This is a genomic window from Streptomyces sp. SPB162 (assembly GCF_029504575.1).
Classification (GTDB): Bacteria; Actinomycetota; Actinomycetes; order Streptomycetales; family Streptomycetaceae; genus Actinacidiphila.
Map to the genome: position 1 here is coordinate 1,554,412 of NZ_JAQFII010000001.1, position 23,220 is coordinate 1,577,631.

Annotated in this window: 21 protein-coding genes and 1 pseudogene; 10 read left to right on the top strand and 12 right to left on the bottom strand. The window is 71.6% G+C overall.

Translation table 11 applies throughout. The features are described 5' to 3' along the window. Positions 1 to 66: 66 nt before the first annotated feature. Positions 67 to 2,691, bottom strand: a complete 2,625-nt coding sequence (locus M2266_RS07255; protein ID WP_277437404.1) for an ABC transporter permease/substrate binding protein — start codon at positions 2,689 to 2,691, stop codon at positions 67 to 69. Beyond that, entirely contained in the window at positions 2,684 to 3,607 is a 924-nt protein-coding gene (locus M2266_RS07260) for a glycine betaine/L-proline ABC transporter ATP-binding protein (RefSeq protein ID WP_277437405.1), read from the bottom strand. The genes M2266_RS07255 and M2266_RS07260 overlap by 8 nt, the downstream gene beginning before the upstream one ends. Positions 3,608 to 3,843: 236 nt before the next feature. Between M2266_RS07260 and M2266_RS07265 the strand changes: the two are divergent. From M2266_RS07265 to M2266_RS07310, 10 genes and pseudogenes are all read left to right on the top strand, one after another. Then, positions 3,844 to 4,768 (top strand): annotated as a pseudogene (locus tag M2266_RS07265) (5'-3' exonuclease). 240 nt (positions 4,769 to 5,008) lie between these two features. Then, positions 5,009 to 6,523, top strand: coding sequence for an ATP-binding protein (locus tag M2266_RS07270; RefSeq protein ID WP_277437406.1), 1,515 nt, complete (start codon positions 5,009 to 5,011; stop codon positions 6,521 to 6,523). After that, positions 6,520 to 6,942 carry a roadblock/LC7 domain-containing protein gene (locus M2266_RS07275; RefSeq protein WP_277437407.1) on the top strand — a complete coding sequence of 141 codons (423 nt, stop codon included), beginning with the start codon at positions 6,520 to 6,522 and terminating at the stop codon, positions 6,940 to 6,942. Before M2266_RS07270 ends, M2266_RS07275 begins: the two co-directional genes overlap by 4 nt. Beyond that, positions 6,939 to 7,295 (top strand): DUF742 domain-containing protein, encoded by a 357-nt coding sequence (locus M2266_RS07280; RefSeq protein ID WP_277437408.1) that lies wholly within the window; start codon positions 6,939 to 6,941, stop codon positions 7,293 to 7,295. The genes M2266_RS07275 and M2266_RS07280 overlap by 4 nt, the downstream gene beginning before the upstream one ends. Then, positions 7,270 to 7,908, top strand: a complete 639-nt coding sequence (locus tag M2266_RS07285) for an ATP/GTP-binding protein (protein ID WP_277437409.1) — start codon at positions 7,270 to 7,272, stop codon at positions 7,906 to 7,908. Before M2266_RS07280 ends, M2266_RS07285 begins: the two co-directional genes overlap by 26 nt. Continuing rightward, positions 7,905 to 9,149 (top strand): cytochrome P450, encoded by a 1,245-nt coding sequence (locus M2266_RS07290; protein ID WP_277437410.1) that lies wholly within the window; start codon positions 7,905 to 7,907, stop codon positions 9,147 to 9,149. The genes M2266_RS07285 and M2266_RS07290 overlap by 4 nt, the downstream gene beginning before the upstream one ends. Continuing rightward, positions 9,146 to 10,378 (top strand): cytochrome P450, encoded by a 1,233-nt coding sequence (locus tag M2266_RS07295; RefSeq protein ID WP_277437411.1) that lies wholly within the window; start codon positions 9,146 to 9,148, stop codon positions 10,376 to 10,378. The genes M2266_RS07290 and M2266_RS07295 overlap by 4 nt, the downstream gene beginning before the upstream one ends. A 181-nt stretch (positions 10,379 to 10,559) precedes the next feature. Then, a complete protein-coding gene (locus tag M2266_RS07300; protein ID WP_277437412.1) occupies positions 10,560 to 11,612 on the top strand; it encodes an alpha/beta hydrolase in 1,053 nt (350 codons plus the stop codon). A gap of 107 nt (positions 11,613 to 11,719) precedes the next feature. Further along, entirely contained in the window at positions 11,720 to 12,436 is a 717-nt protein-coding gene (gene pgeF, locus M2266_RS07305) for a peptidoglycan editing factor PgeF (RefSeq protein WP_277437413.1), read from the top strand. Positions 12,437 to 12,500: 64 nt separating this feature from the next. Continuing rightward, on the top strand, positions 12,501 to 13,352 hold the full coding sequence (locus tag M2266_RS07310; protein WP_277437414.1) for a siderophore-interacting protein: 852 nt from the start codon (positions 12,501 to 12,503) through the stop codon (positions 13,350 to 13,352). A 58-nt stretch (positions 13,353 to 13,410) separates the two neighbouring features. Here the strand turns inward: M2266_RS07310 and M2266_RS07315 are convergent, their stop codons facing one another. The 10 genes from M2266_RS07315 to M2266_RS07360 form a co-directional block, all read right to left on the bottom strand. After that, positions 13,411 to 14,190, bottom strand: coding sequence for an ABC transporter permease (locus M2266_RS07315; RefSeq protein WP_277437415.1), 780 nt, complete (start codon positions 14,188 to 14,190; stop codon positions 13,411 to 13,413). After that, positions 14,187 to 15,206 (bottom strand): ATP-binding cassette domain-containing protein, encoded by a 1,020-nt coding sequence (locus M2266_RS07320; RefSeq protein ID WP_277437416.1) that lies wholly within the window; start codon positions 15,204 to 15,206, stop codon positions 14,187 to 14,189. The genes M2266_RS07315 and M2266_RS07320 overlap by 4 nt, the downstream gene beginning before the upstream one ends. Before the next feature lie 211 nt (positions 15,207 to 15,417). Then, complete coding sequence (locus tag M2266_RS07325; RefSeq protein ID WP_277437417.1) at positions 15,418 to 16,101, bottom strand: PadR family transcriptional regulator; 684 nt, start codon at positions 16,099 to 16,101, stop codon at positions 15,418 to 15,420. 177 nt (positions 16,102 to 16,278) lie between these two features. Further along, entirely contained in the window at positions 16,279 to 19,095 is a 2,817-nt protein-coding gene (locus tag M2266_RS07330) for a DEAD/DEAH box helicase (RefSeq protein WP_277437418.1), read from the bottom strand. 106 nt (positions 19,096 to 19,201) lie between these two features. Beyond that, the gene (locus tag M2266_RS07335) at positions 19,202 to 20,089 is read right to left on the bottom strand and encodes a diacylglycerol kinase (protein ID WP_277437419.1); all 888 of its coding nucleotides are present in this window, start codon (positions 20,087 to 20,089) and stop codon (positions 19,202 to 19,204) included. A gap of 129 nt (positions 20,090 to 20,218) precedes the next feature. Continuing rightward, entirely contained in the window at positions 20,219 to 21,145 is a 927-nt protein-coding gene (tatC, locus tag M2266_RS07340; protein ID WP_277437420.1) for a twin-arginine translocase subunit TatC, read from the bottom strand. Between the two features lie 61 nt (positions 21,146 to 21,206). After that, positions 21,207 to 21,488, bottom strand: coding sequence for a Sec-independent protein translocase subunit TatA (gene tatA, locus M2266_RS07345; RefSeq protein WP_277437421.1), 282 nt, complete (start codon positions 21,486 to 21,488; stop codon positions 21,207 to 21,209). Between the two features lie 283 nt (positions 21,489 to 21,771). Next, entirely contained in the window at positions 21,772 to 21,975 is a 204-nt protein-coding gene (locus tag M2266_RS07350) for a hypothetical protein (RefSeq protein WP_277437422.1), read from the bottom strand. 18 nt (positions 21,976 to 21,993) lie between these two features. Then, positions 21,994 to 22,254: a hypothetical protein gene (locus M2266_RS07355; protein ID WP_277437423.1), complete on the bottom strand. Its 261-nt coding sequence runs from the start codon at positions 22,252 to 22,254 to the stop codon at positions 21,994 to 21,996. Between the two features lie 9 nt (positions 22,255 to 22,263). Then, positions 22,264 to 23,211, bottom strand: a complete 948-nt coding sequence (locus M2266_RS07360) for a WYL domain-containing protein (RefSeq protein ID WP_277437424.1) — start codon at positions 23,209 to 23,211, stop codon at positions 22,264 to 22,266. Between the last annotated feature and the right edge of the window lie 9 nt (positions 23,212 to 23,220).

Below are 23,220 nucleotides of genomic sequence, written 5' to 3' on the forward strand. Positions count from 1 at the left end.
GCCCACCGTACGGCGCGTGGTCGGAGCCCGGCGCACGGTGTCAGGTCGCGCGGCCGGGCGGTCTGTTCAGGAAGCCACCGGCGCCATCGCGTCGACGATTCCCGGGTTGGCGGCGATCCACTTCTCGACGCCCTGCGCCTCATGACCCTGGCCGGCGTCCTGGATCTGCTTCTCCAGGCTGCCGAGCTGCGCCTCGGTCATGTGCCACTTCTTGAGCCAGCCGGCGAACTCGGGGTACTTCTGCGGGAAGTCCTGGTGCGCGAGCGTTTTGATCTGGTTGTTCGCACCGAAGGACTGCTGCGGGTCCGCGAGCTTGGTCAGTTGGTACTTGCTGTAGGCCCAGTGCGGGGACCACAGCACGACCGCGACCGGCTCCTTCTTCGCGTAGGCCCGCTCCAGTTCCGCGAGCATGCTCGGTGAGCTGCCGGTGGTGACCTGGTACTCCTTGTCGAGGCCGTATGCCGGCAGCACCTTGCTCTTGAGCAGGTTCATCTCGCCGGTGCCCGGCTCGATGCCGATGATCCGGCCCTTGAAGAGGCCCGCCTTGCCCTTGAGGTCGGCGAGCGTCTTCACGTCCTTGACGTAGGACGGGACGGCGATCTCCAGCGAGGTCTTCTCGTACCAGGCTCCCAGGTCGACGAGGTTGGCCCGGTACTTGTCCCAGTACTGCTTCTGCGCGACCGGCAGCCACCCGTCGAACTCGACGTCCACCTGCCCGTCGGCCATGGCCGTGAACATCGACCCGACGTCGTACTGCGCCATCTTCGGCTTGTAGCCCCGGCGTTGCAGGACCGCCTGCCACAGGTACGTGGTGGCGATGTCCTCGTCCCACGGGAAGTAGCCGATGTTCGGGGCGGCTCCGGCGTCCTTGCCCGGGGTGTCGCCCGCGGCCTTCTTCACCGGCGCCATCTTGTCGAGCAGGCCGGGGTTCTTCTTCAGCCAGGCGCGCACGCCGTCCTGCTCGTGGTTCTGCCCGGCGTCCTGGATGGCCGCTTCGAGGCTGCTGAGCTGTGCCTCGGTGAGCTTGAAGTCCTTGAGCCACTGGGCGACCTGCGGCTCCTTGGCCGCGAAGCCCTTGTGCGCCAGGGTGTGCAGACCGTCGCCCGCACCCCAGGCGGCCTGCGGGTCCTTGAGCTTCTTCAGGTCGTACTTGCTGTAGGCCCAGTGCGGGGACCACAGGGTGACGACGACGGGCTCCTTGGCCTTCAGCGACCGGTCGAGCTGCGCGAGCATGCTCGCGGTGCTGCCGGTGGTGACCTGGTACTCACCTTCCAGGCCGTACTGCTTGAGCACCTTGTCGTTGAGCGTCTTCATCATGCCGGCGCCCGGCTCGATACCGATGATCCGGCCCTTGAACTGACTGCCCTTCCCCTTGAGGTCGGCCAGCGAGTCGACGCCCTTGACGTAGGAGGGAACGGAGAGTTCCAGCGAGGTGGGGCCGTACCAGGAGCCCAGGTCGTCCAGGGTGTCCTTGTACTTGTCCCAGTACGACTGGTGGGTGGTCGGCAGCCAGGCGTCGGTCTGCAAGTCCAGCTTCCCGGCGGACAGCCCGGTGTAGAGCGCGCCGACGTCGTACTGCGAGAGCTTGGGCGCGTAGCCGCGCTGCTCCAGCGCCTCCTTCCACAGGAAGCTGGAGGCGATGCCCTCGTCCCACGGGATGTAGCCGATGTTCACCGGGCGGCCGTCGCCGACGTTCTTGCCCGCGGCGGCGGTGTTGGTGTCGGCAGAGCCGCCGAAGATGTTCATGCCGCCCGCGACCAGCGCGAGGACGACCACGCCGACCATCGCGACGCTGGTCTGCGGCCGGTAGTTCCACACGCGGGTGCCGCGCAGCGACGTCAGGGCCGCGGTGGCGCGGCGGCCGAGCGGGGAGACGCGGGTGCCGAGCGAGGCGGTCATCCGGTCCAGGTACATGGCCAGGATCACCACGGAGATGCCGCCCTCGAAGCCCAGCCCGACGTTGACCTGGCTGATCGCGGTGAAGACCGACGCGCCCAGGCCGCCGCCGCCGACCATGCCCGCGATCACGACCATGGACAGGCCCAGCATGATGACCTGGTTGATGCCGGCCATGATGGTCGGCAGGGCGAGCGGCAACTGCACCCGCAGCAGGGTGTTGCGCGAGGTCGTGCCGAACGCCTCGGCGGCCTCGATGAGCTCGGCGTCGACCTGCCGGATGCCCAGTTCGGTCATCCGGACGCCCGGCGGGATCGCGAAGACGATGCAGGAGATGACGCCGGGCACCTGGCCCACGCCGAAGAAGAAGATGCCCGGGATCAGGTAGACGAAGGCGGGCATCGTCTGCATGAAGTCCAGGACCGGCCGCAGCACCGCGCTGACGGTGCGGTTGCGGGCCGCCCAGATGCCCAGCGGCACCGCGAGCACGATGGTGATCACGGTGGCCACCAGCACCAGCGACAGCGTCGCCATCGCCTGGTCCCACTGCTGGATCGAATCGATCAGCGCGAATCCGGCGAAGGTGAGCACGGCCGCGGTCGGGCCGCGCAGCCACCAGGCGAGGACCGCGAGGATCCCGGCCAGCAGCAGCGGCGCCGGGGCGCCGAGCACGGCGTCCAGGCCGTCGTACATCCCGGACACGACGTTGGTGATGATCTCGAAAAGCCAGGCGAAGTGGTCACGGAGGTAGGTGACGGCGCTGTCGATCCAGTCGCCGAGGTGGAGTCTAGGCATCGGCCGCCGCCTTCTCCGTGAGGGAGCCGCCCGGGGTGGTGGAGGAGCCCCGGGTGGTGGAGGAGTCCGTGGCGGCGGAGGAGCGCGCGCCCAGATTCGCCAGCACCCGGGCCCGGTCCACGTCCTCCATGAAGGAGGCGACGTAGGAGTCGGCGGGCTGCAGCAGCAGCTCCTCGACGGTGCCGTTCTGCACGATCCGGCCGTCGCGCATCACCGCGATCCGGTTCCCCAGGCGCACCGCCTCGTGGGGGTCGTGGGTGATGAAGACGATGGTCTTGCGCAGGGTCTTCTGCAGGTCCACGAGTTGCTGCTGCATCTCGCGGCGGATCAGCGGGTCCAGCGCGCTGAACGCCTCGTCCATCAGCAGGACGGGGGCCTCGGTGGCGAGCGCGCGGGCCAGTCCCACGCGCTGCTGCATGCCGCCGGACAGCTCGTCGGGCCAGGACTTCTCCCAGCCGCCGAGTCCGGTCAGCTCCAGTGCCTCGCCGGCCCGGCGCTCGCGCTCGGCACGGGCGACGCCCTGTACCTCGAGGCCGTAGGCCGCGTTCTCCAGCACGCTGCGGTGCGGGAAGAGCGCGAAGTGCTGGAAGACCATGCTGATGCTGTGCGAACGCACGCGGCGCAGTTCCGCGTCGTTCAGTGCCGTGAGGTCCCGGCCGTCGAAGAGCACCCGGCCGGCAGTGGGGGGAAGGAGCCCGTTGAGCGTGCGCAGCAGGGTGGACTTGCCCGAGCCCGACAGGCCCATGACGACGAAGACCTCGCCCTCCCGCACCTCGAACGAGGCGTCGATGACGGCGGCTGTGACGCCGTCCTCCCGCAGCTCGTCCCGGTCCGCACCGGCTTCGAGCCGTCGGACCGCCGCTTCGGGTTGTCGCCCGAAGACCTTGTACAGATGCTCGACTTGCAGCCTTGACACAAATACCTCACGGCTCGCAGGGAGAGCGACGCACAGCCCCCGCTTGTGGGTCGCTCACTTCAAGACCCGCCGCTGCCCGCGATCGCCGGGCGCAAACCCGGGGGAGACCCAGCTCACACCCCGCCCCGTCCGCAGTTCCGTCCCACCGGCGCCGTGCGGCCGCGGCGCGGCGGCACCGGAATCACCCCGCGTGGGCGTGCCATGCTGACCGGGTGACTGACGCGCACCCGAACAAGCTGCTCCTGCTCGACACCGCGAGCCTGTATTTCCGCCGCCTACTTCGGCGTCCCGGAGTCGGTGAAGGCACCCGACGGCACGCCCGTCAACGCGGTGCGCGGGCTGCTGGACTTCATCACCCGCCTGGTCACCGACCACGGCCCCGACGAGATCGTCGCCTGCATGGACGCCGACTGGCGGCCGCAGTGGAGGGTCGACCTCATCCCCTCGTACAAGGCGCACCGCGTGGCCGAGGAGGCGCCCGCGGGCACCTCGGGCCCGGACACCGAGGAGGTCCCCGACACGCTCTCGCCGCAGGTCCCCGTGATCGAGGCGGTGCTGGACGCCATCGGCATCGCGCGCGTCGGCGTCGCGGGCTACGAGGCGGACGACGTCATCGGCACCCTCGCCGGCCGGTCCCGGTGGCCGGTGGACATCGTCACCGGCGACCGCGACCTGTTCCAGCTGGTCGACGACGCCCGCGGCGTGCGGGTGCTCTATCCCCGCAAGGGTGTCGGCGACTGCGACCTCATCACCGAGGACGTCATCCGCGAACGCTACGGAGTCCGCGCCGACCGGTACGCCGACTTCGCGGCGCTGCGCGGTGACGCCAGCGACGGCCTGCCGGGGGTGAAGGGCATCGGCGAGAAGACCGCGGCGCAGCTCATCGGCGAGTACGGCGACCTGGCGGGCGTCCGGCGGGCCGCCGCGGACCCGGTCTCCAAGCTCACGCCCGCCAAGCGCAAGGGCATCGTGCAGGCCTCGGCGTACCTGGACGTCGCCCCCCAGGTCGTCACGGTCGCCCCCGACGTCCCCCTCCCCGCGTTCGACCCGGCACTCCCCCGCGAGCCGGCCGACCCCGAGGTCCTCGAAGCCCTCGCCGCGCAATGGGGTCTGGGCGGCTCCCTGATGCGGCTGCTGGCCGCGCTGGGCGAGGCTCGCTGAAGGGTGTTGCGGAAGTCCCGCCTGGCCCGCGACGCCTGGCACGCACGCCTGATTGCGTTGCAACCCTGAGGCGCAGTCCGACACTTCGGACAGAACCGGTCCGTTGATGGCCAAATTCCAAAGGATCTTCTTCCAAAACAGTGCGAGACCAGTCGATCGCAGTGTGTACTGTGCGGATCCGCTTTCGGGGCGGATCCCGCACCGTCTCCCCCGCTCCCTGATCTCCCTGAGGTCCATTCGATGATCGAGATACCGGACCTGGCCGCCGGCGGCCTGGCCGCCGGGACCGTGTTGGCGTTCGTCCTGGGGGGCGGGCTGCTGCGCTCGCGCCGCCATCAGGCCCGGCAGGGCGAGGAGATCGCCGCCCTGCGCTCCCACCTGGACGGCGCCCGGCAGGAGATCGGCCGCTCCTCCGAGGCGTTCACCGCCGAGATCGTCCATCTGGCGCACCAGCGCATGCCCGCCGAGGCCACCCGCGCCGCCCACCCGCACATCCAGGTGCCGGGCCCCCTCCACCCCGAGGTCGACGGCACTCCGGTGGGCGCGGGCCTGGACAGCGTCCTGGAGGGGCTGCTGACCGCCATCGCGCAGGAGCGCAAGCGGGTCGACGCGGCCGCCCGCGCGGGCATGCGCGGCGCCACCCGGGACATCCAGGCCGGGCTGTACCGGCTGCAGGACGTGCTGCGGGGCATGCAGGAGCGCTACGACGACCCGGAGTTGTCGCAGACGCTGTTCGCCCTCGACCACGAGAACGAGCAGTCGCTGCGGCGCGCGCAGGTCACCGCCGTGGTGTGCGGGGCCTGGGTGGGCCTGGCCCGCGAGGAGTCCCACCTGGTGGAGGCGGTGACCGGTGGCCAGTCCCGGCTCGTCGGCTACCACCGGGTGCAGATCAACAACCACCTGGAGTCGGGCATGGCGCTCGTCTCGCACGCCGTGGAACCCGTCGCGATCATCGTCGCCGAGCTCCTCGACAACGCGCTGCGGCACTCCGCCCCGGACACCGAGGTCGTCGTGCACCTCGAACGCGCCCACCACGGCGTCTCGATCACCATCGACGACGCCGGGGTCGGCATGGCCATGGACGAACGGGCCTACGCGCAGCGGATGGTGGCGGGACGCGACCCGATCCTGCTGTCCGAGCTGGGCGACCCGCCCCGGATGGGACTGGCGGCGATCGGCCAGTTGACCCGGAAGTTCGACCTGTCCGTCGACCTGTCGTCGCCGTCGCCCTACGGCGGCGTCCGTGCGGTGCTGCTCGTCAAGAACCACCTGCTCAGCCGGATCGACCCGGTCGAACGGCCGCCGGCGGCCAGCACCCCGCGCTCCACCCGCCCGGAGCCGGCCCCCGAGCCGCGGCCGGTGCCGCACGGCAGGACGCCGCACAACGACACGGCGCACGGCGACACGGCGCACGGCACGGCGGCACCCGCCCAGGCCCTGCCGGCGGCCCCGATCGCCGCGCGCCCCGCCGTCAGCCACGAACCCGCGCCGGACGGCGACGTCCTGCCGCAGCGCCGCCGCCGGGTCCGCGCCGACACCGCGACCGCCCACGTCAGGTCCGACCACCCCACCTCCGGCCACGGCACGTCCGATCACGTCACGTCCGACCACGCCAGGACCGAGGCCGCAGAACCGGCCGCGCCGCGGGTGCGGGAGCGGACCCCCGAGGAGGCGGCGGCCGCACTCGGAGCCCTGCAGTCCGGCACCGCCGCCGCCCGATCCGCACTCGAACTCGAAGGGAACGACCCGCGATGACCAGCCGAGAAGCCGGTGACACCGGCTGGGTGCTCGACCCGATTCTGGAGATCCCGCACGTCCGGGCAGCCGTCCTGCTCACCAGGGACGGCCTGGTCTCCGGATTCTCCGCGGCGCTGTCGCAGGCCACCGCCGAGCGCACCGCCGCGATCACCAGCACGGTGCAGGGCGCGTGCCGGGCCGCCGCGGCGGCCTTCGCCGACCGGGGCGACGCGCAGATCCGGCAGATCGTCATCGAGTCCGACCACGGCTACATCCTGGTCGCGCCCACCACGCACGGCACCGTCGTGGCCGCCTTCGGCGACCCGGAGGTGCGGCTCGACCTGCTCGCCCACCGGGTGCACTCGCAGGTGGCGCGGCTCGGCGAGAAGGCGATGGCCGCCGCGCCCCGGGGAGTCGATGGCGGCTCTCCGGTATGACCGGCCGCCGGAGCGGCCGCCCCCTGGTCCCCGCGTATCTGTCGACCGGCGGGGTGGCGCGTCCGACCCGCAACAGCCTGGAGCGCCTCTCGCTGCTGACCGGGGACGAACACGTCCCCGACGGGCTTCCCGCCGCCCGGCACGCGCTGCTCAAGGCCCTGGACGGCGGCTCGCTGACCGTCGTGGAGACCGCTGCCCTGCTGGAACTGCCGGTCTCCGCCGTCCGTGTCCTCGCCGCCGATCTGATCGACCTGGGGCTGGTGAGCGCCCGCCCGCCCGTACCCCCGGCCGCCCTGCACGACCCCGACCTGTTGAAGAGAGTGGCCGATGGCCTCCGCGCCCTCAAGCAGTAGCCCCGGCACCAGCACCGGACCCCGCGACGGCACCGATGACCTGCACCTGCCGGACAGCGCCCGCGACCTGGTGAAGATCCTGGTGGCGGGTCCCTTCGGGGTGGGCAAGACCACGCTGATCGACTCGGTCTCGGAGATCCGTCCGCTGCACACCGAGGAGCACCTGTCCGAGGCCTCGGTCCAGGTCGACGACCTGGCGGGGGTGCGGGACAAGACCACCACCACGGTCGCCATCGACTTCGGGCGGGTCAGCCTGGCCGGCGGCGTCGTGCTGTACCTCTTCGGCACCCCCGGCCAGGAGCGCTTCCGCTCCCTGTGGGCGGACATCGCCTACGGGGCGCTCGGCGCGCTGGTGCTGGTCGACACCCGCCGTATCGACGACTCCTTCGACGTCCTCGGCCTGGTGGAGGAGACCGGACTGCCGTACGCCGTGGCGCTCAACACGTTCCCCGACTCGCGGTCCTACACCGAGGACCAGCTCCGCCGCTCCCTGGACCTGGACCCCGGCACGCCGATGGTGAGCTGCGACGCCCGGGACGCCAACTCCTCGATCGACTCGCTGCTCGCCCTCGTCCAGCACCTGATAGCCCGCGACCGTCCGGAGACCTGGTGAACCCCTCTCCTTACCCCGCCCCCGCCGAGACCTTCTCGCTGTCCGCGCCGGTGCGCCTGTGGGAGGACGGTTTCGCCGCCGACCCGCACGCCTACTACGCGGCGCTGAAGGCCCAGGGCCCGATCGGTTGGGCCGAACTCGGTCCCGGCATACCGGCGTACGTCGTGACCGACCGCCGCGCCGCCCTGGAGGTGCTGCACGACCCGGCGACCTGGTCGCACGACCCCAGGCCCTGGGAGGCCACGGTCGCCGAGGACTCGCCGATCCTCGGCATGATGCGCTGGCGGCCCAACACCCTGTTCTCCGACGGCGACGAGCACGTCCGCTACCGCCGCACCCTGGTGGACGCCTTCGCCCTGGTGGAGCCGCACGACCTGCGCGAGCGGGTGCACCACGCGGTGGACGTCCTGGTGAACCGGTTCGGCCCGGCGGGCAGCGCCGACCTCGTCGGCGACTTCGCGCGCCCCCTGATGTCGCTGATCTTCAACAACCTGTTCGGTCTGCCGGACAGCGAGAGCGGTCGGCTCGAAGCGGCGCTCGGCAAGATGATGGAGGGTGGGGCCGACTCCGCGCAGGGCGAGGCCGAGTACGGCAGCTACGTCATGGGGCTCGTCGGCGCCAAGAGCGCGCAGCGCGGCGAGGACCTGACGAGCTGGCTGCTGGACCACCCGCTGGACCTCACTCCCGAGGAAGTCGTCTGGCAGGTCTTCCTCACCCTGGGCGCGGGCCACGAGCCCAGCGCGAACCTCGTCTCCAACGCGCTGTCCCGCATCCTCGGCAATCCGGCCTACTACTCGACGCTGACCAGCGGTTCGCGCCCGGTCATGGAGGCCGTCGTCGAGGTGCTGCGGTACGAGACCCCGCTGGCGAACTACGGCATCCTCTACGCCCGCGAGTCGTTGAGCTTCCACGGCGTCTGGGTGCAGGCGGCCGTTCCCGTCGTCGTCTCGTACGGCGCCCTGGCGCTCTTCTCCGAGCAGGAGTTCGCCGGGACGCACCACCCTCGCGACGCGTCGCACCTGTCGTGGGGGGCCGGTGAGCACGCCTGCCCCGTCAAGCAGCCGGCCCTGCTGATCGCCACCGAGGCCATCGAGCGGCTCACCCAGTGGCTGCCCGACCTGACGGCGACGACTCCGCGCGAGGACCTCAGCTGGCGCCCCGGACCGTTCCACCGCTCCCTGAAGGCGCTCCCCGTCCGCTTCACCCCGCGTATCCCCGACCAGCCAGGAGACCGAGCATGACCGTGTCCCCCCGTGTGGCCATCGACCCGTTCGGCGCCGACATCCCCGCCGAGAGCGCGCGGCTGCGCGCCCTCGGTCCGGTGGTGGCCGTCGAACTGCCGGGCGGGATCCCCGCCTGGGCGCCCACCGGCTACGACACCCTCAAGGCCCTGATCCTGGACCCCCGGGTCAGCAAGGACCCGCGCAAGCACTGGTCGCTCTTCGCGGAGGTCGGCGAACACCCGGCCTGGGGCTGGATCATGGGCTGGGTCGGCGTGGTCAACATGCTCTCGACGTACGGCCCCGACCACACCCGGCTGCGCAAGCTCGTCGCGCCCAGCTTCACCGCCCGGCGCACCGAGGCGATGCGGGCCAGGGTGGAGGCGATCACCGCCGAGCTCCTGGACGGGCTCGAAGCCGCGGGCGCCTCGGGCGAACCGGTCGACGTACGGACCGGCTACGCGCACCCGCTGCCCATGCAGCTGATCTGCGAGCTCTTCGGCGTCCCCGACGACCTGCGCGAGGACACCGGCCGGCTGATCGCCGCCATCATGGACACCTCCGACCCCAGCCCGGAGCACGCCACCTTCGTCCAGCAGCAGATCGGCACCGTGCTGCCCGCTCTCATCGGCTACAAGAGCGGGCACCCCGGCGACGACATGACGACCGAGCTCATCAAGGTCCGCGACGAGGAGGGCGACCGGCTCAGCGACGAGGAGCTGCTCTACACCCTGCTCCTCGTCATCGGCGCCGGTTTCGAGACCACCGTCAACCTCATCGGCAACGCCGTGGTCGCGCTGCTGTCCCACCCCGACCAGCTGGCGGCCGTCCGCGCCGGCGAGATCGGCTGGGACGGCGTCATCGACGAGGTGCTGCGGGTCGCGCCGTCGATCGCCTCGCTGCCGCTGCGGTTCGCCGTCTCCGACATCACGGTCGGGGACGTGACGATCCCGGCGGGCGACGCCATCGTCACCACGTACGCCGCCTCGGGCCAGGACCCGGAGCACTACGGGCCGGACGCCGCCGAGTTCGACGCCGCCCGGAAGTCGGACGACCACCTCGCCTTCGGCGTCGGCGTCCACCGCTGCATCGGCGCCCCGCTGGCCCGCATGGAGGCCCTCACGGCGCTGCCCGCGCTCTTCGAGCGCTTCCCGGACCTGCAACTCGCCGCCAAGGTCGAGGAGTTGCGTCAGGTGCCGTCGTTCATCGCCTACGGCTGGCAGGAGATTCCGGTCCGGCTGCACGGCTAGCCCCCGCCCGCGGCGCTGCTCCCCCGGGAGTACGCGCCGCGGACCGGCTGCCGCGGACGCGGTACGGCCGGCCCCTCCTCGCGCCGGACGCGGCGGAGCGCAGCGGGGGGCGAGAGTGGTCCTGCGGGGGCGGACCACCTCCGACGGGCCATCGACGACCGGGACAGCCGCCTTGGATCACATGCGAACGAACGACGAGTCCGAGCCGGACCCCCTCCCGCGGGAGCCGGAGGCGCCGCCAGGTCCCGCCCCCGCGCCCACGCCACCGCGCTCCCGGATGCGGCGGTGGGTCCGGCGTACCGCGCTGGTGTGCGCCGCGCTGCTGGTCGCGGTGACGGCGGCGTCGTTCACGTACAACGCGTTCACCTCCGACCGGGCCGCGCCGCCGCGGGGACTGACGTACGTGGAGGCGGCCGGTATCCACACCCGCTACGAGCGGTGGGGGACGACGGGCTCGCCGGTCGTCCTCGTGCACGGGGCGTTCGAGTCGGCGGACACCTGGTCGCGGCTGGCCCCGCTGCTCGCGCGGAACCACCGGGTGTACGCCCTGGACCTGACCGGCTCGGGGTACAGCGAGCGGAGCGGCCCCTACACGGTCGATCACCTCACCCGGCAGCTGCTGGGCTTCCTCGACGCCGTGCGGCTGGGCGGTCCCGGCGAGCGCCCGATCCTGGTCGGCCACTCCAGCGGCGCGGCGATGGTCGCCGAGGCCGCGCTGCGCGCGCCCGGACGGATCGGCGGGGTGATGCTCCTCGACGGTGACGCCCTCGACACGGGCGCCGGGCCGCCGCCCGGGCTGCGCTACGCGCTGATCGACCCGTACCGCACCACCCTGCTGCGGCTCGGCCTCGGCTCCGACTGGCTGATCCGCAAGGTGTACGACTCCCAGTGTGGGCCCGGCTGCCCACGGCTGGACGGCGCCGGGCTCGACCAGTGGCGCCGGCCGCTGCGGGTGGCGGGCGCCGAGGGCGCGCTGTGGAGCATGCTCGGCGAGGGCGTACCCGGGGTGTCCGCCGACCGGCTGGCGGGGCTGCGCGGGGTGGACCTGCCCAAAGCGGCCGTCTTCGGCGAGCGGGACGACGTGTTCAGCGCGCAGACCCCCGCGGAGACCGCCGAACGCGTCGGAGCCCCCGCCCCGACTCTCATCCCGGGCGCCCGCCATCTGACGATGATCTCCAGCCCGGACGCGGTCGCCGCCGCGGTGGAGGCCCTCGCAGGCCGTACCGCGCGCTGAGCCCGGGGCGGCCATACCCGCGCGCTGAGCCCGGGCGGCCGTCTCCGGCTCACGCCGGCCGAGCCCGTACGCTGCTCGGACGACAGCCCGACCGAGGGAGACAGCGCATGGAACTGGCGCCACGAGTGCGGTACGCCGTCACCGACCGGCACGGCGGGGTGAGCAGGGCCCCGTACGACAGCAGGAACCTCGGCGGGGCCACCGGCGACGACCCGGCCGCCGTCCGCCGCAACCGGCAACTGACCGCGTTCGAGCTGGGTCTCGACACGTCCCGTGTCGTGCTCATGCGCCAGGTGCACAGTGCGACGGTGGCGGAGGTGACGGCGCCCTTCGGTCCCGACGCGCCGCCGGTCGACGCCGTCGTGACCTCCGAAGTCGGCCTCGCGCTGGTCGCGCTGGCCGCCGACTGCGCCTCGGTGCTGCTGGCCGACCCGGTGGCCCGGGTCGTCGGCGCCGCACACTCCGGGCGGGTGGGGACGGTGGCCGGAGTCGTGCCCGCCACCGTCGACGCCATGGTCGCCAAGGGCGCCGACCCGGCCCGCGTCGTCGCCTTCATCGGGCCGACCGCCTGCGGCTCCTGCTACGAGGTGCCCGACGCGATGCGCGAGGAGGTCTGCGCCACGGTTCCCGAGGCGTGGGCCACCACCACCCAGGGCACCGCCGGGCTGGACGTACGGGCGGGCATCGTCGGGCAGCTGACCCGGGCCGGGGTGACCGGGGTCCGGCACGACCCGCGCTGCACCATCGAGTCGAAGGAGTTGTTCTCGTACCGGCGGGAGCAGACCACCGGACGCTTCGCCTGCTATATCTGGCTGACGCCGTAGCGCACCGATCGGTTAGGCTCACCTAAGTTGATATGAGGTACCCGACGAAGGGTGGGAACAGTCCATGGCGGACCGTCCGGCGCGCAGGACCCCGAAGCTCAACCGGGCGCGCGTGCTGCGCACCGAACGCATCACCCCGCACATGATCCGCGTGGTGCTCGGCGGCGAGCAGCTCGCGGACTTCGACGCGGGCGAGCACACCGATCACTACATCAAGCTGCAGTTCCCGGTGGACGGGGTCGCGTACCCCGAGCCCATGGACCTGGAGACGGTCCGCCGGGACTTCCCCCGCGACCAATGGCCGCGCACCCGCACCTACACCGTGCGCGCCTGGGACCCGCAGGCGGTGGAGCTGACCGTCGACTTCGTGCACCACGGCGACGAGGGCATCGCCGGCCCGTGGGCGGCCCGGGTCCGGCCCGGTGAGCACGTGCTGTTCGCCGGCCCCGGCGGCGCCTACTCGCCCGGCGAGGATGCCGACTGGCACCTGTTCGCCGGTGACGAGAGCGCCCTGCCGGCCATCGCCGCCTCCCTGGAGCGGCTGCCGGAAGGAGCGCTCGCGAAGGCGTTCATCGAGGTGGCGGGCCCCGCGGAGGAGCAGGAGATCACTCCGTCGGGGAAGGCGGACATCGTCTGGCTGCACCGCGGCGACCGGCCGATCGGCGCCGCGCTCGTCGAGGCCGTCCGGGCCCTGGAGTTCCCGCCGGGCACCGCGCAGGCCTTCGTGCACGGTGAGGCGACGTTCGTGAAGGAACTACGGCGCCATCTGCGGATCGACCGCGGTCTGGAGCGGGAGCAGCTCTCCATCTCCGGCTACTGGCGGCGCGGCGCCGACGAGGACGGCTGGCAGGCGTCCAAGCGTGAGTGGAACCAGCAGGTCGAGCAGGAGCAGGAGTCGGCTCCGGCCACTTCCTGACGCGGAAGGCGGCCGGGCCCGGAATGGTCCGGGCCCGGCCGCCTTCCGTGAACGATCCTCAGACCGACTTCTGGTAGGCGCGGAAGGTGCGGGTGGACAGCCACACCGCGGCTACCGCCAGCGCCAGCAGCGCGCCGCCACGGCTGAGCACCAAGCCCCAGTCGGGGTCGGCCGCCATCGCCGAACGTCCCGCCACCAGCGCCCAGTTGACCGGGTTGAAGGCGGCGATGTGCCGCATCCAGGACGGCATCAGCGTCACGGCCATGAAGGCCGAGGACAGGAACGTCAACGGCAGCAGCAGGAAGGTGTTGATGCCGATGATGCTCTCGCGCTGCCGCACCAGCATGCCGAGCGCGTTGGAGAACGCGCCGAACACCGTACCGAGCAGGATCGCCGCGACGACCAGGACCAGCAGCCCAGTGGCACCGCCCGGGTAGTCGGCGCCGCCGAGCTTGCCCAGCAGCACGATCACCACGGACTGCAGGGCGGTGCTGATGCCCTGCTGCACCACGTTGGCGTTCATCAGCGCCGCCCGGCTGACCGGGGTGACCAGGAAGCGGTTCAGCGTGCCGCGTTCGATCTCCTCGAGGGTGCCCATGCCCGCCCACATGCTGGAGGACAGGGCGCTCATCACCACCACGCCGGGCACCAGGTAGTCCAGGTAGGACGTGGTGCCGAAGCCGCCCAGCTCGACGACCTTGCGGAACAGGGAGCCGAAGAGGAACAGCCAGATCACCGGTTGCACCAGGGTGATCACCAGGAAGGCCGGCTGCCGCAGGATCGCCATCAGCTGGCGCTGCGTCATGTACCAGGTGTGGTTCAGGGTCGCGGTACTCATCGGGCACCTCCGGCGGTGGCGGGGACGGGGGCGCCGTCACCGGCGTCGGCGTCGGCGAAGCGGCGGCCGGCGTAGCGCAGATAGACATCGTCGAGGGAGGGCCGGGCCACGGTCACGGAGGCGACGGTCGCGCCCTCGCGTTCGAGGACGGCGAGCACGTGCGGCACCGCGGAGGGGCCGTCGTCGGCGCGGGCCCGCAGATGGCGGCCGTCGACGACCGCCTCCCGGACGCCCGCGAACTCCGACAGCGCGGTCTCCAGCAGCCGGGCGTCGACCGCGCCGGTGTCCTCCCGCAGCACGACCTGGACGGCGTCGCCGTGCAGCTCGCCCTTCAGCTCGTCGGGGGTGCCCTCGGCGACCACCCGGCCGCGGTCGACGATCGCGACGCGCTCGGCGAGCCGGTCGGCTTCTTCCAGGTAATGGGTGGTCAGTAGAATTGTCAGTCCCTCGTCGCCGGCCAGCCGGGAGATCTCCTCCCACATGGCGGTGCGCGCCTCGGGGTCGAGACCGGTGGTGGGCTCGTCCAGAAAGAGCACCTCGGGCCGGTGGACCAGCCCGATGGCCACGTCCAGCCGGCGCTGCATGCCGCCGGAGTACGTCTTCACCATCCGCTTGGCGGCGTCGGTGAGGTCGAAGCGGTCCAGCAACTCGTCGGCCCGCCGGGTCAGCTCGGCGCCCCTGAGCCCGTACAGCCGCCCCTGGAGGATCAGGTTCTCCCGGCCGGTGGCGACGGGGTCCGCGCCGGACTTCTGCGCGACTACGCCGATGGCCCGGCGGACCCGGTCCGGATGGCGCAGCGCGTCATGTCCCGCGACGATCGCGGTTCCGGAATCAGGACGGGCGAGCGTGGTGAGGATCTTCACGGTGGTGGACTTGCCGGCGCCGTTGGGGCCCAGCAGTCCGAAGACCGTGCCCGCGCCGACGGTGATGTCCATGCCGTCCAGGGCGGTGATACCGCCGGGATAGGTCTTGATCAGGTGGTGCGCCGCCACAGCGGGCGCGCGGGTGGTGGTCATGACGTGCCTCCGCATATCGGTGTCCGGTGTCTGCCGAACCGATCGCGGGAAGGGCGCCGGTTATCCTGGGTGTGCCGCACCTGGATCGCCTGGCACCTGCTTCTCGCGGTTGTCCGGTCGATGGGTTACGCCTCCGGCGTCCGCTGTTCCCGCAGCGGGCGCCGGAGTTGTCGTTTAGGGGGTGCTTTTCGGGGGTGCTGCCGCCCCGGTGTCAGAGCTCCTTCATGTGCTCCCGGAACTGTTCGCCGATCCCGGAGTCCGCGACCCGCTCCTCGATCTCCGCCCACTCGCCGGGGATCTCGCCGCTCTCCTGCCAGGACCGCCACTCGGCGACCCCGGAGACCGTTCCCTCGGCCAGTTCGGCGAGGAAGCCGCGCGTCCAGGCGATCTCCGCCTCGACCATGTGCACCTGATACTCGGTCTCGATGAGGAACATCCGCGGCAGGTCGCCGTCCAGCTTGTCCAGCACCCCGCGGATGGCGGCGACCTGGATCTCCAGCTTCGCGACCCGCTCCCCGAGCAGACCGATCGCCTCGTCCGGCGGCAACATGAGGATCAACGAGAGCGCCGCCTCGAACGCGGGATACTCCCGCACCGGCACGGCCACCAGATCCGCCAGCCAGTCGTGCATCTCCACCCGACCGGACTCGGTCAGTCCGTACAGGGTCCGCTCGGGGCGGTTGCCCTGCCGCTGCGTACCGGCGATCTCGACGAATCCGTGCTTCTCGAGGTTCTGGACGACGGTGTAGAGCGAACCGTAATTGATCTTGATGCTCTGCTCCTTCCCCCGCTGCCGGAGCACCTGTGCGATCTCATACGGATGCATCGCCCGCTCCCCCAGCGTGGCCATCACCGCCAGCGCCAACGGATTCGACAACTTCCGCCGCTTCGCCATCACCCTCACCTCGCTCCCGTATATCCGTGGCCGAGCATATCGCGTTTGCGGGATCGCGACAAGCGCGATACATCGCGAGTTTCGCGCGGCTCGGCGCAGCCGGAAGGGGATCGGGCACAACGAAAACCCCGCCCCCCGGGTGATCCGGTGGGCGGGGTGACGGGCTACCGCAAAGGCTCAGCCGACAGAGGAGTAGGCGACTACTCCGCGGCGGAGGGCTTCGACCGCTTTGCGGGCGGTTTTGCGGACCGGGCTGTCTTCCGGGGCCGCGTCGGAGATCTGGCCCAGGACGTCGATGACCTGCTTGCACCAACGCACGAAGTCGCCGGCCGGCATCTCGGCGTCGCCGAGCACCGCGTCCAGGCCGTGGCCCGACGCCCAGCGGTAGACCGGCCAGGCGAAGCCGAGGTCCGGCTCGCGCTGGCCGACGCCCTCGGTCTGGTGGATCCGGTGGTCCTCCTCCAGGGCGTCGAGCCGGCCCCAGATCCTGATCATCTCGGCGAGCGCCTCCTTGGCGTTGCCGGTCGGGAGCTTGGGCGCCAGCGCGTCGTCGGACTGCCGTGCCTCGAAGACCAACGCCGAGACGCAGGCCGCCAGTTCGGCCGGGCCGAGGCCCTCCCAGACGCCCTCGCGCAGGCACTCGCTGGCCAGCAGGTCCAGCTCGCCGTAGAGCCGGGCGAGCCGGCGGCCGTCGGCCGTGACCTGCTCGCCCTTGAGGTAGCCGAGCTCCGTGAGCAGCCCGCAGATCCGGTCGAAGGTCCGCGCGATGGTGTTGGTGCGGCCCTCGATGCGCCGCTCCAACTGCTTGGTGTCGCGCGCCAGCCGGTGATAGCGCTCGGCCCAGCGGGCGTGGTCCTCGCGCTCATCGCACCCATGGCAGGGGTGCGCGCGGATCTCGGTGCGCATCCGGGCGATCTCGGTGTCGTCGGCCGCCGCGGCCCGCGACTTGCGGTGCCGCTCCGGCTCGTAGTGCCCCGCCTTGGTCCGCATCGCGGAGGCCAGGTCCCGGCGGGACTGCGGGCTGCGCGGATTGAACGACTTCGGGATCCGCATCCGGTCGACGGCCGTGACCGGAACCGGGAAGTCCATCTGCGCCAGCCGCTTGACCTGCCGCTCGGCGGTGAGCACCAGCGGACGCGGACCGTCCTGATGGTCCTCGTGCCGCCGGTGGCCGGGGCTGCGACCGGCCGGGACACCGGGTTCGAGCACCAGGGCGAGCCCGGCGTACTTGCCCGCCGGCACATGGATGATGTCGCCCGGCTTGAGCTTCTCCAGCGCATCCGACGCCGCGGCCCGGCGCTGCGTCATGCCCTGCCGCGACAGTTCCGCCTCGCGCTCCTTCAGCCTGCGGCGCAGTGCCATGTACTGGTCGAAGTCGCCGAGGTGGCAGGTCATCGACTCCTTGTAGCCGTCGAGCCCCTCCTCGTTGCGCTGCACCTGCTTGGAGATCCCGACGACCGACCGGTCCGCCTGGAACTGCGCGAAGGAGGTCTCCAGCAGCTCCCGCGAGCGGTGCCGTCCGAACTGGCCGACCAGGTTGACCGCCATGTTGTACGACGGCTTGAAGGACGAGCGCAGTGGATACGTACGGGTGCCGGCCAGTCCCGCGACGGCGCCCGGGTCGAAGCCGCGCTGCCACAGCACGACGGCGTGGCCCTCGACGTCGATCCCGCGCCGCCCGGCGCGGCCGGTCAGCTGGGTGTACTCACCGGGGGTGATGTCGGCGTGCGTCTCCCCGTTCCACTTCACGAGCTTCTCGAGCACCACGGAGCGGGCCGGCATGTTGATGCCCAGCGCCAGCGTCTCGGTGGCGAAGACCGCCTTGACCAGGCCCTTGAGGAACAGCTCCTCGACGACCTCCTTGAAGGTCGGCAGCATGCCGGCGTGGTGGGCGGCGACGCCGCGCTCCAGGCCCTCCAGCCACTCGAAGTACTTGAGGACGTGCAGGTCCTCGTCCGGAATGGCCCGGGTGCGTTCCTGGACGATGGCCCGGACCCGCTCCCGGTTCTCGTCGCTGTTCAGCCGCAACCCGGCGTAGAGGCACTGCTGGACGGCCGCTTCGCAGCCGGCCCGGCTGAAGATGAAGGTGATGGCCGGCAGCAGGCCCTCGGAGTCGAGCCGCTCGATCACGTCGGCCCGGCTGGGCGTCCACACCTTGCCGGCCGAGCGGCGCTCGCGCTCGCGGTCCGCCTCGTACCCGCGCTTGTAGCGGTCGCGGGGGTGGACCGTCCGCTGGTTCTCCATGCGGGCGAGGCGTACGAGGTCGGGGTTGACCTCGCGGCGGGCGGTCTCGGCGGCGCCCTCCTTCTCCTCGAAGAGGTCGTACATCCGGCGGCCGGCCAACACGTGCTGCCACAGCGGGACCGGACGGTGCTCCGAGACGATCACCTCGGTGCTGCCGCGCACGGTGTCGAGCCAGTCGCCGAACTCCTCGGCATTGGAGACGGTCGCCGACAGCGACACCAGCGTCACGGACTGCGGGAGGTGGATGATCACCTCTTCCCAGACGGCGCCGCGGAAGCGGTCGGAGAGGTAGTGCACCTCGTCCATCACGACATAGCCGAGGCCGTCGAGCGCCGAGGATCCGGCGTAGAGCATGTTCCGCAGCACCTCGGTGGTCATCACGACCACCGGGGCGTCGCCGTTGACGCTGTTGTCACCGGTCAGCAGGCCGACCTTGTCCGCGCCGTACCGCTTGACGAGGTCGCTGAACTTCTGGTTCGACAGCGCCTTGATCGGGGTGGTGTAGAAACACTTGCGGCCCTCGGAGAGGGCGAGGTGGACGGCGAACTCGCCGACAATGGTCTTTCCGGAGCCGGTCGGCGCGGCGACCAGCACTCCGCTTCCGGCCTCCAGAGCCTGACATGCCTCGATCTGGAACGGATCCAGGTCGAAGTCGTACAGCGCGCGGAACGGCGCGAGGGCAGTGGCCTGATCGGCCGCGCGACGCTTGGCTGCGGCGTAGCGCTCGGAGGGGGACATCTCATCGCTCATCTTGTATCCGAGCGTACCGGCCCCCACCGACACACCGCGTGATCTTTTATTCGTATCGACGTCCGGACATGCGGCGGACCGTATATCGCACCGGCGCCGTCAAACATCAGACCAGCAGGCGTACAGCTTCCGGCACCGTCACCGCGGTCATCGGCAGCGGCCCTATCCGCTCGCCGTCCGCGTACCCCGTCACGTCGTCCGCGGCGAGACGGACCCGCGCCGCCCGGTGCACGGTGACCTTCGGGTGGGTGGGGTGGGTCCCCCGGTAGACCCGCGGGAAGACCGTGAGCAGCGTGGTGCGGCTGCACGGGCCGACCACGGTGACGTCGAACAGCCCGTCGTCGAGGACCGCGTCGGTGCAGATCCGCATGCCGCCGCCGTACGACGACCCGTTGCCGACGGCGATCAGAGTCGCCTCGATCTCCCGTTCCGGGCCGTCGTCGAACCGGATGCGGTACGGGATCGGGCGCAGGGCGGCGAGTTCGGCGAGCATCGCCACGTCGTAGCGGAAGCGCCCGGTGGGCCAACGCATGCGGTTGCCACGGTCGTTGACCCGCGAGTCGAAACCGGAGGCCAGGACGGTCCCGAACCAGCGGTCCCCCACCTTGCCCAGGTCGACGGCCCGGGTGCGCTCGTCCTTGAGGGCGTCCGCCGTCACGCGGCCGGCCGCCGCGGGGTCGCGAACGGGCAGCCCGGTGGCGCGGGCGAAGTCGTTGCCGGTGCCCACCGCGATCACCCCGAGCGGGGTCTCGGTGCCGGCCACCGCCTGGAGTGCCAGCGAGACCATCCCGTCGCCGCCGACCGCGACCAGCGCCCGGGTCCCCGCGGCGACCGCCTCACGGGCCCGCACGAGGGCGTCGGCGGCGTCCTCGCCGACGACCGTGCGGACGGTGAAGCCGGCCTCCCGCATCGCGCGCGCGGCCGGCTGCGCGGCGTGCGCGCCACGGCCGCGTCCCGCGGTGGGGTTGACGAAGAGGGTGATGTCGCTGGTCACGCGCGGACCCTACCGCGCGCCCACCCGTCGCCCGCCACCACCCCTACAGCGAGGCGCTTCGCGCCGCACCTTCCCCGTCGAGATCGGACCGAGGGCCGGCGGCAGAGCCGGCCCCGGCTCGGGTCGCGGTCAGGTCGCGTCGTCGAAGTCGTCGGTGGGGCGCTCCAGCGCGGGCGGGGTGGGCCCGGCGCCGACCTGCTCGGGGATGTGGTCGAGGCTGGACGCCTCGTCGTCGTCGAGCGCGAAGTCCGGATCGGCCTCGCGGCGGCGGCGCCTGCGGAGGTCGTTGAAGAACGCGATCGCCACGGCCCCGAAGTACAGGAAGACGATGGGGGCCGCGAGCAGCGTCATCGAGAACGGGTCGCCGGTGGGCGTGGCCACCGCGGCGAAGATGGTGATACCGAGGACCATCACCCGCCACCAGCTGAGCATGCGCTTGGCGGTGAGCACCCCGGTGAAGTTCAGCAGGACCAGCAGCAGCGGCAGCTCGAAGGCGCAGCCGAAGACGATGATCATACGCACGACGAGGTCGAGGTAGTCGTCGAGCGGGAACAGGTTGCGCGCGTCGTCGACGGTCAGGTCGATCATGATCTGCGCGGTCTGCGGCAGGATCACGTAAGCGAGGTAGCCGCCGCCCAGGAAGAGCGGGACGCCCGCGGCGACGAAGGAGATCGCGTAGCGCTTCTCCTTGGTGTGCAGTCCCGGCGCGAGGAACGCCCAGAGTTGGTAGAGCCAGATCGGCGTCGTGGCCACCAGCCCGGCCATCAGGGAGACCTTCATGGCGATCGCGAAGGGGCCGGTCAGCCCGTTCACGGTCATCTCCGCGCACGGCTGGCCGTCCGCGCCCTTGATCTTGCCGTCCACACAGCCGACGGACTTCAGGACCGGGTGCATGAAGAACTGGATGATGTCGCGGTAGAAGAACGACGCGACGATCGTGACGACGATGATCGCCAGGACCGACTTCAGCAGCCGGTTGCGCAGCTCACGCAGGTGGTCCGCGAGCGGCATCCGCCCCTCGGGATCCTTCTCCTGCTTGCGGGCAGACTTGAGCACCCACGTCCTCGTCTCGTGCGGCAGCCGTCAGCGGCTTGTTGCGAACCGGAGCGGGCCGGGGTCAGCCCTGGGTGGTGTGGTTCGGCTCCGACACCGGGCGGGCGCTGGTCACGTCACCGGGCGCGGCCTGGATCGTCTTCGGTGCGGCCGGCGCGGACTCGGCGGTCTGGGTGTCGGCCACCGGAGCCTCGTCGTCCTTCTTCATCGCCTTGGCCTCGCTCTTGAGGATGCGGGCCGACTTGCCGAGCGACCGGGCCATGTCGGGAAGCTTCTTGGCGCCGAACAGCAAGATGATGACGAGAAGGATGAGGACGATCTCGAGGGGCTTGAGATTGCCGAGCATAAGTGTCTACCTTCTCACCGAGGGCGGCGTGGGTCCTTGTCTTCGGCGACCCGGACAGGTGTCCGCACCGCCGTACTGGCTGCGATCGTAGCGTGCGGTGGTAAACGACCGGCAACCCGTCGGCAACTTCCAAGTGCGACCCCCGCCGCTCACTCATGGGGCCACGTTACGCAGCGTACCCTCCGGGACGGCCGGGAACGAGGCCTGTGGACGACGGCCGGGCGGGCCCGGTGCGCGGGCCCGGGAATCACGCCAGGTCCGGAGGGCCCGGGCGGGCGCCGCGTCATGTCCGGGAGATGTCCCCGGCGCGCTCCATGAGCGGCTCCGCGGCCCGGCTCAACCGCTCGGCGGCGCGGGTGAGGTCGTCGGTGCTCCTGGCCACCTGCCCGGCCAGCCGCTGAACCTCGGCGAAGACCCGGACGGCCAGCACGCCGAGTACGAGGATGCCGGCGGTCGAGAGGCCGACGTACAGGTAGAGCCACCACATGGCACCGACCCTACCGGCTCAGCAGATGTGCAGGCGCATGGTGCGCACCCCGCCGCCGGTGAGCAGCTCGATGATCCGCTCCCCCGCGGGCTTGCGGACCGCCTGCCCGCACTCCGGGCAGGTGAAGGAGTAGAACGTGGTCCGGTGGGTGCGGCCTATCGCCAGCCGCAGCTCCTGCGACCCCAGCTCGAAACGGCCGCGACAGTCCGGGCACGCGGCCTTGAAGAGCACCGGGGACGGCGCGCGGGCCGTCATCATCGAGGTCGCTGCCCCCGTCATCGTCACTCCCTATTCTCCGTACGCCGCCAGGGCCAGCACGGCCGCTTCGCGCGCCCGGTCCGCGAGGTCGGCCGGCGAGACGATCCGGCCGTCGCGGCCCAGCCGCAGCGCGAGCCGGCGCAGCGAACCGGGGTCCGGGGTGCGCAGGCTGATCCGCAGGCCCCCGTCGGGCAGCTCGTCGGCGCTGTCGTACGGGTAGTACTCGGCGACCCAGCGGCCGCCGGGCCCCACCTCGATGACGACCTCCGGGTCGTCGCCCGCCGGCTGCACCAGGCCGAGGGAGAGGTCCCGCGGCTCGATGCGCGGCGGGTCCGACGGCTCGTCGAGCAGCTTGATCTCCGCGACCCGGTCGAGCCGGAAGGTCCTGCGGTCCTCCGACAGCCGGCACCAGCCCTCGAAGTAGGTGTGGCCGACCGCGAAGAGCCGGATCGGGTCCACCTCACGCTCGGTGAGCGCGTCCCTGGCGGGCGAGTAGTAGCGGATCCACACCCGGCGCCGCTCGGCGATGGCCCGGTCCACATCGGCGAAGACGCTGCCCTCGGACTCGAACGTCACCGACAGCTGCGAACTGGCGGCCGCCACCTCGCCCGCCGCGGTCTCCAGCTTCGCCGTCGCGCGCAGCAGCGCCTGCCGGTCGCTGTCGCGCAGCCCCGGCAGGTTCGCCACCGCCCGCGCGGCCACGAGCAGCGCCGTGGCCTCGTCGGCGGCCAGCCGCAGCGGCTGCGCCACGTCGTCGACGTTGTGCCACCAGATGCGCTCGCCGTCGGTGTCGATGTCGAGCAGGTCACCGCCGCGGAAGCTCGTACCGCACAGCGGCAACACGTTCAGGTCGCCGATCAGCTCGGCCTCGGTGACCCCGAAGGCGCGGGCCACGTCGGTGACGCGGGCGCCGGGCCGCTCGCGCAGGTAGGTCACCAGGGAGAGCATCCGCCGGGTCTGGTCGATCGCGTTCGCCATGTCGTGAAG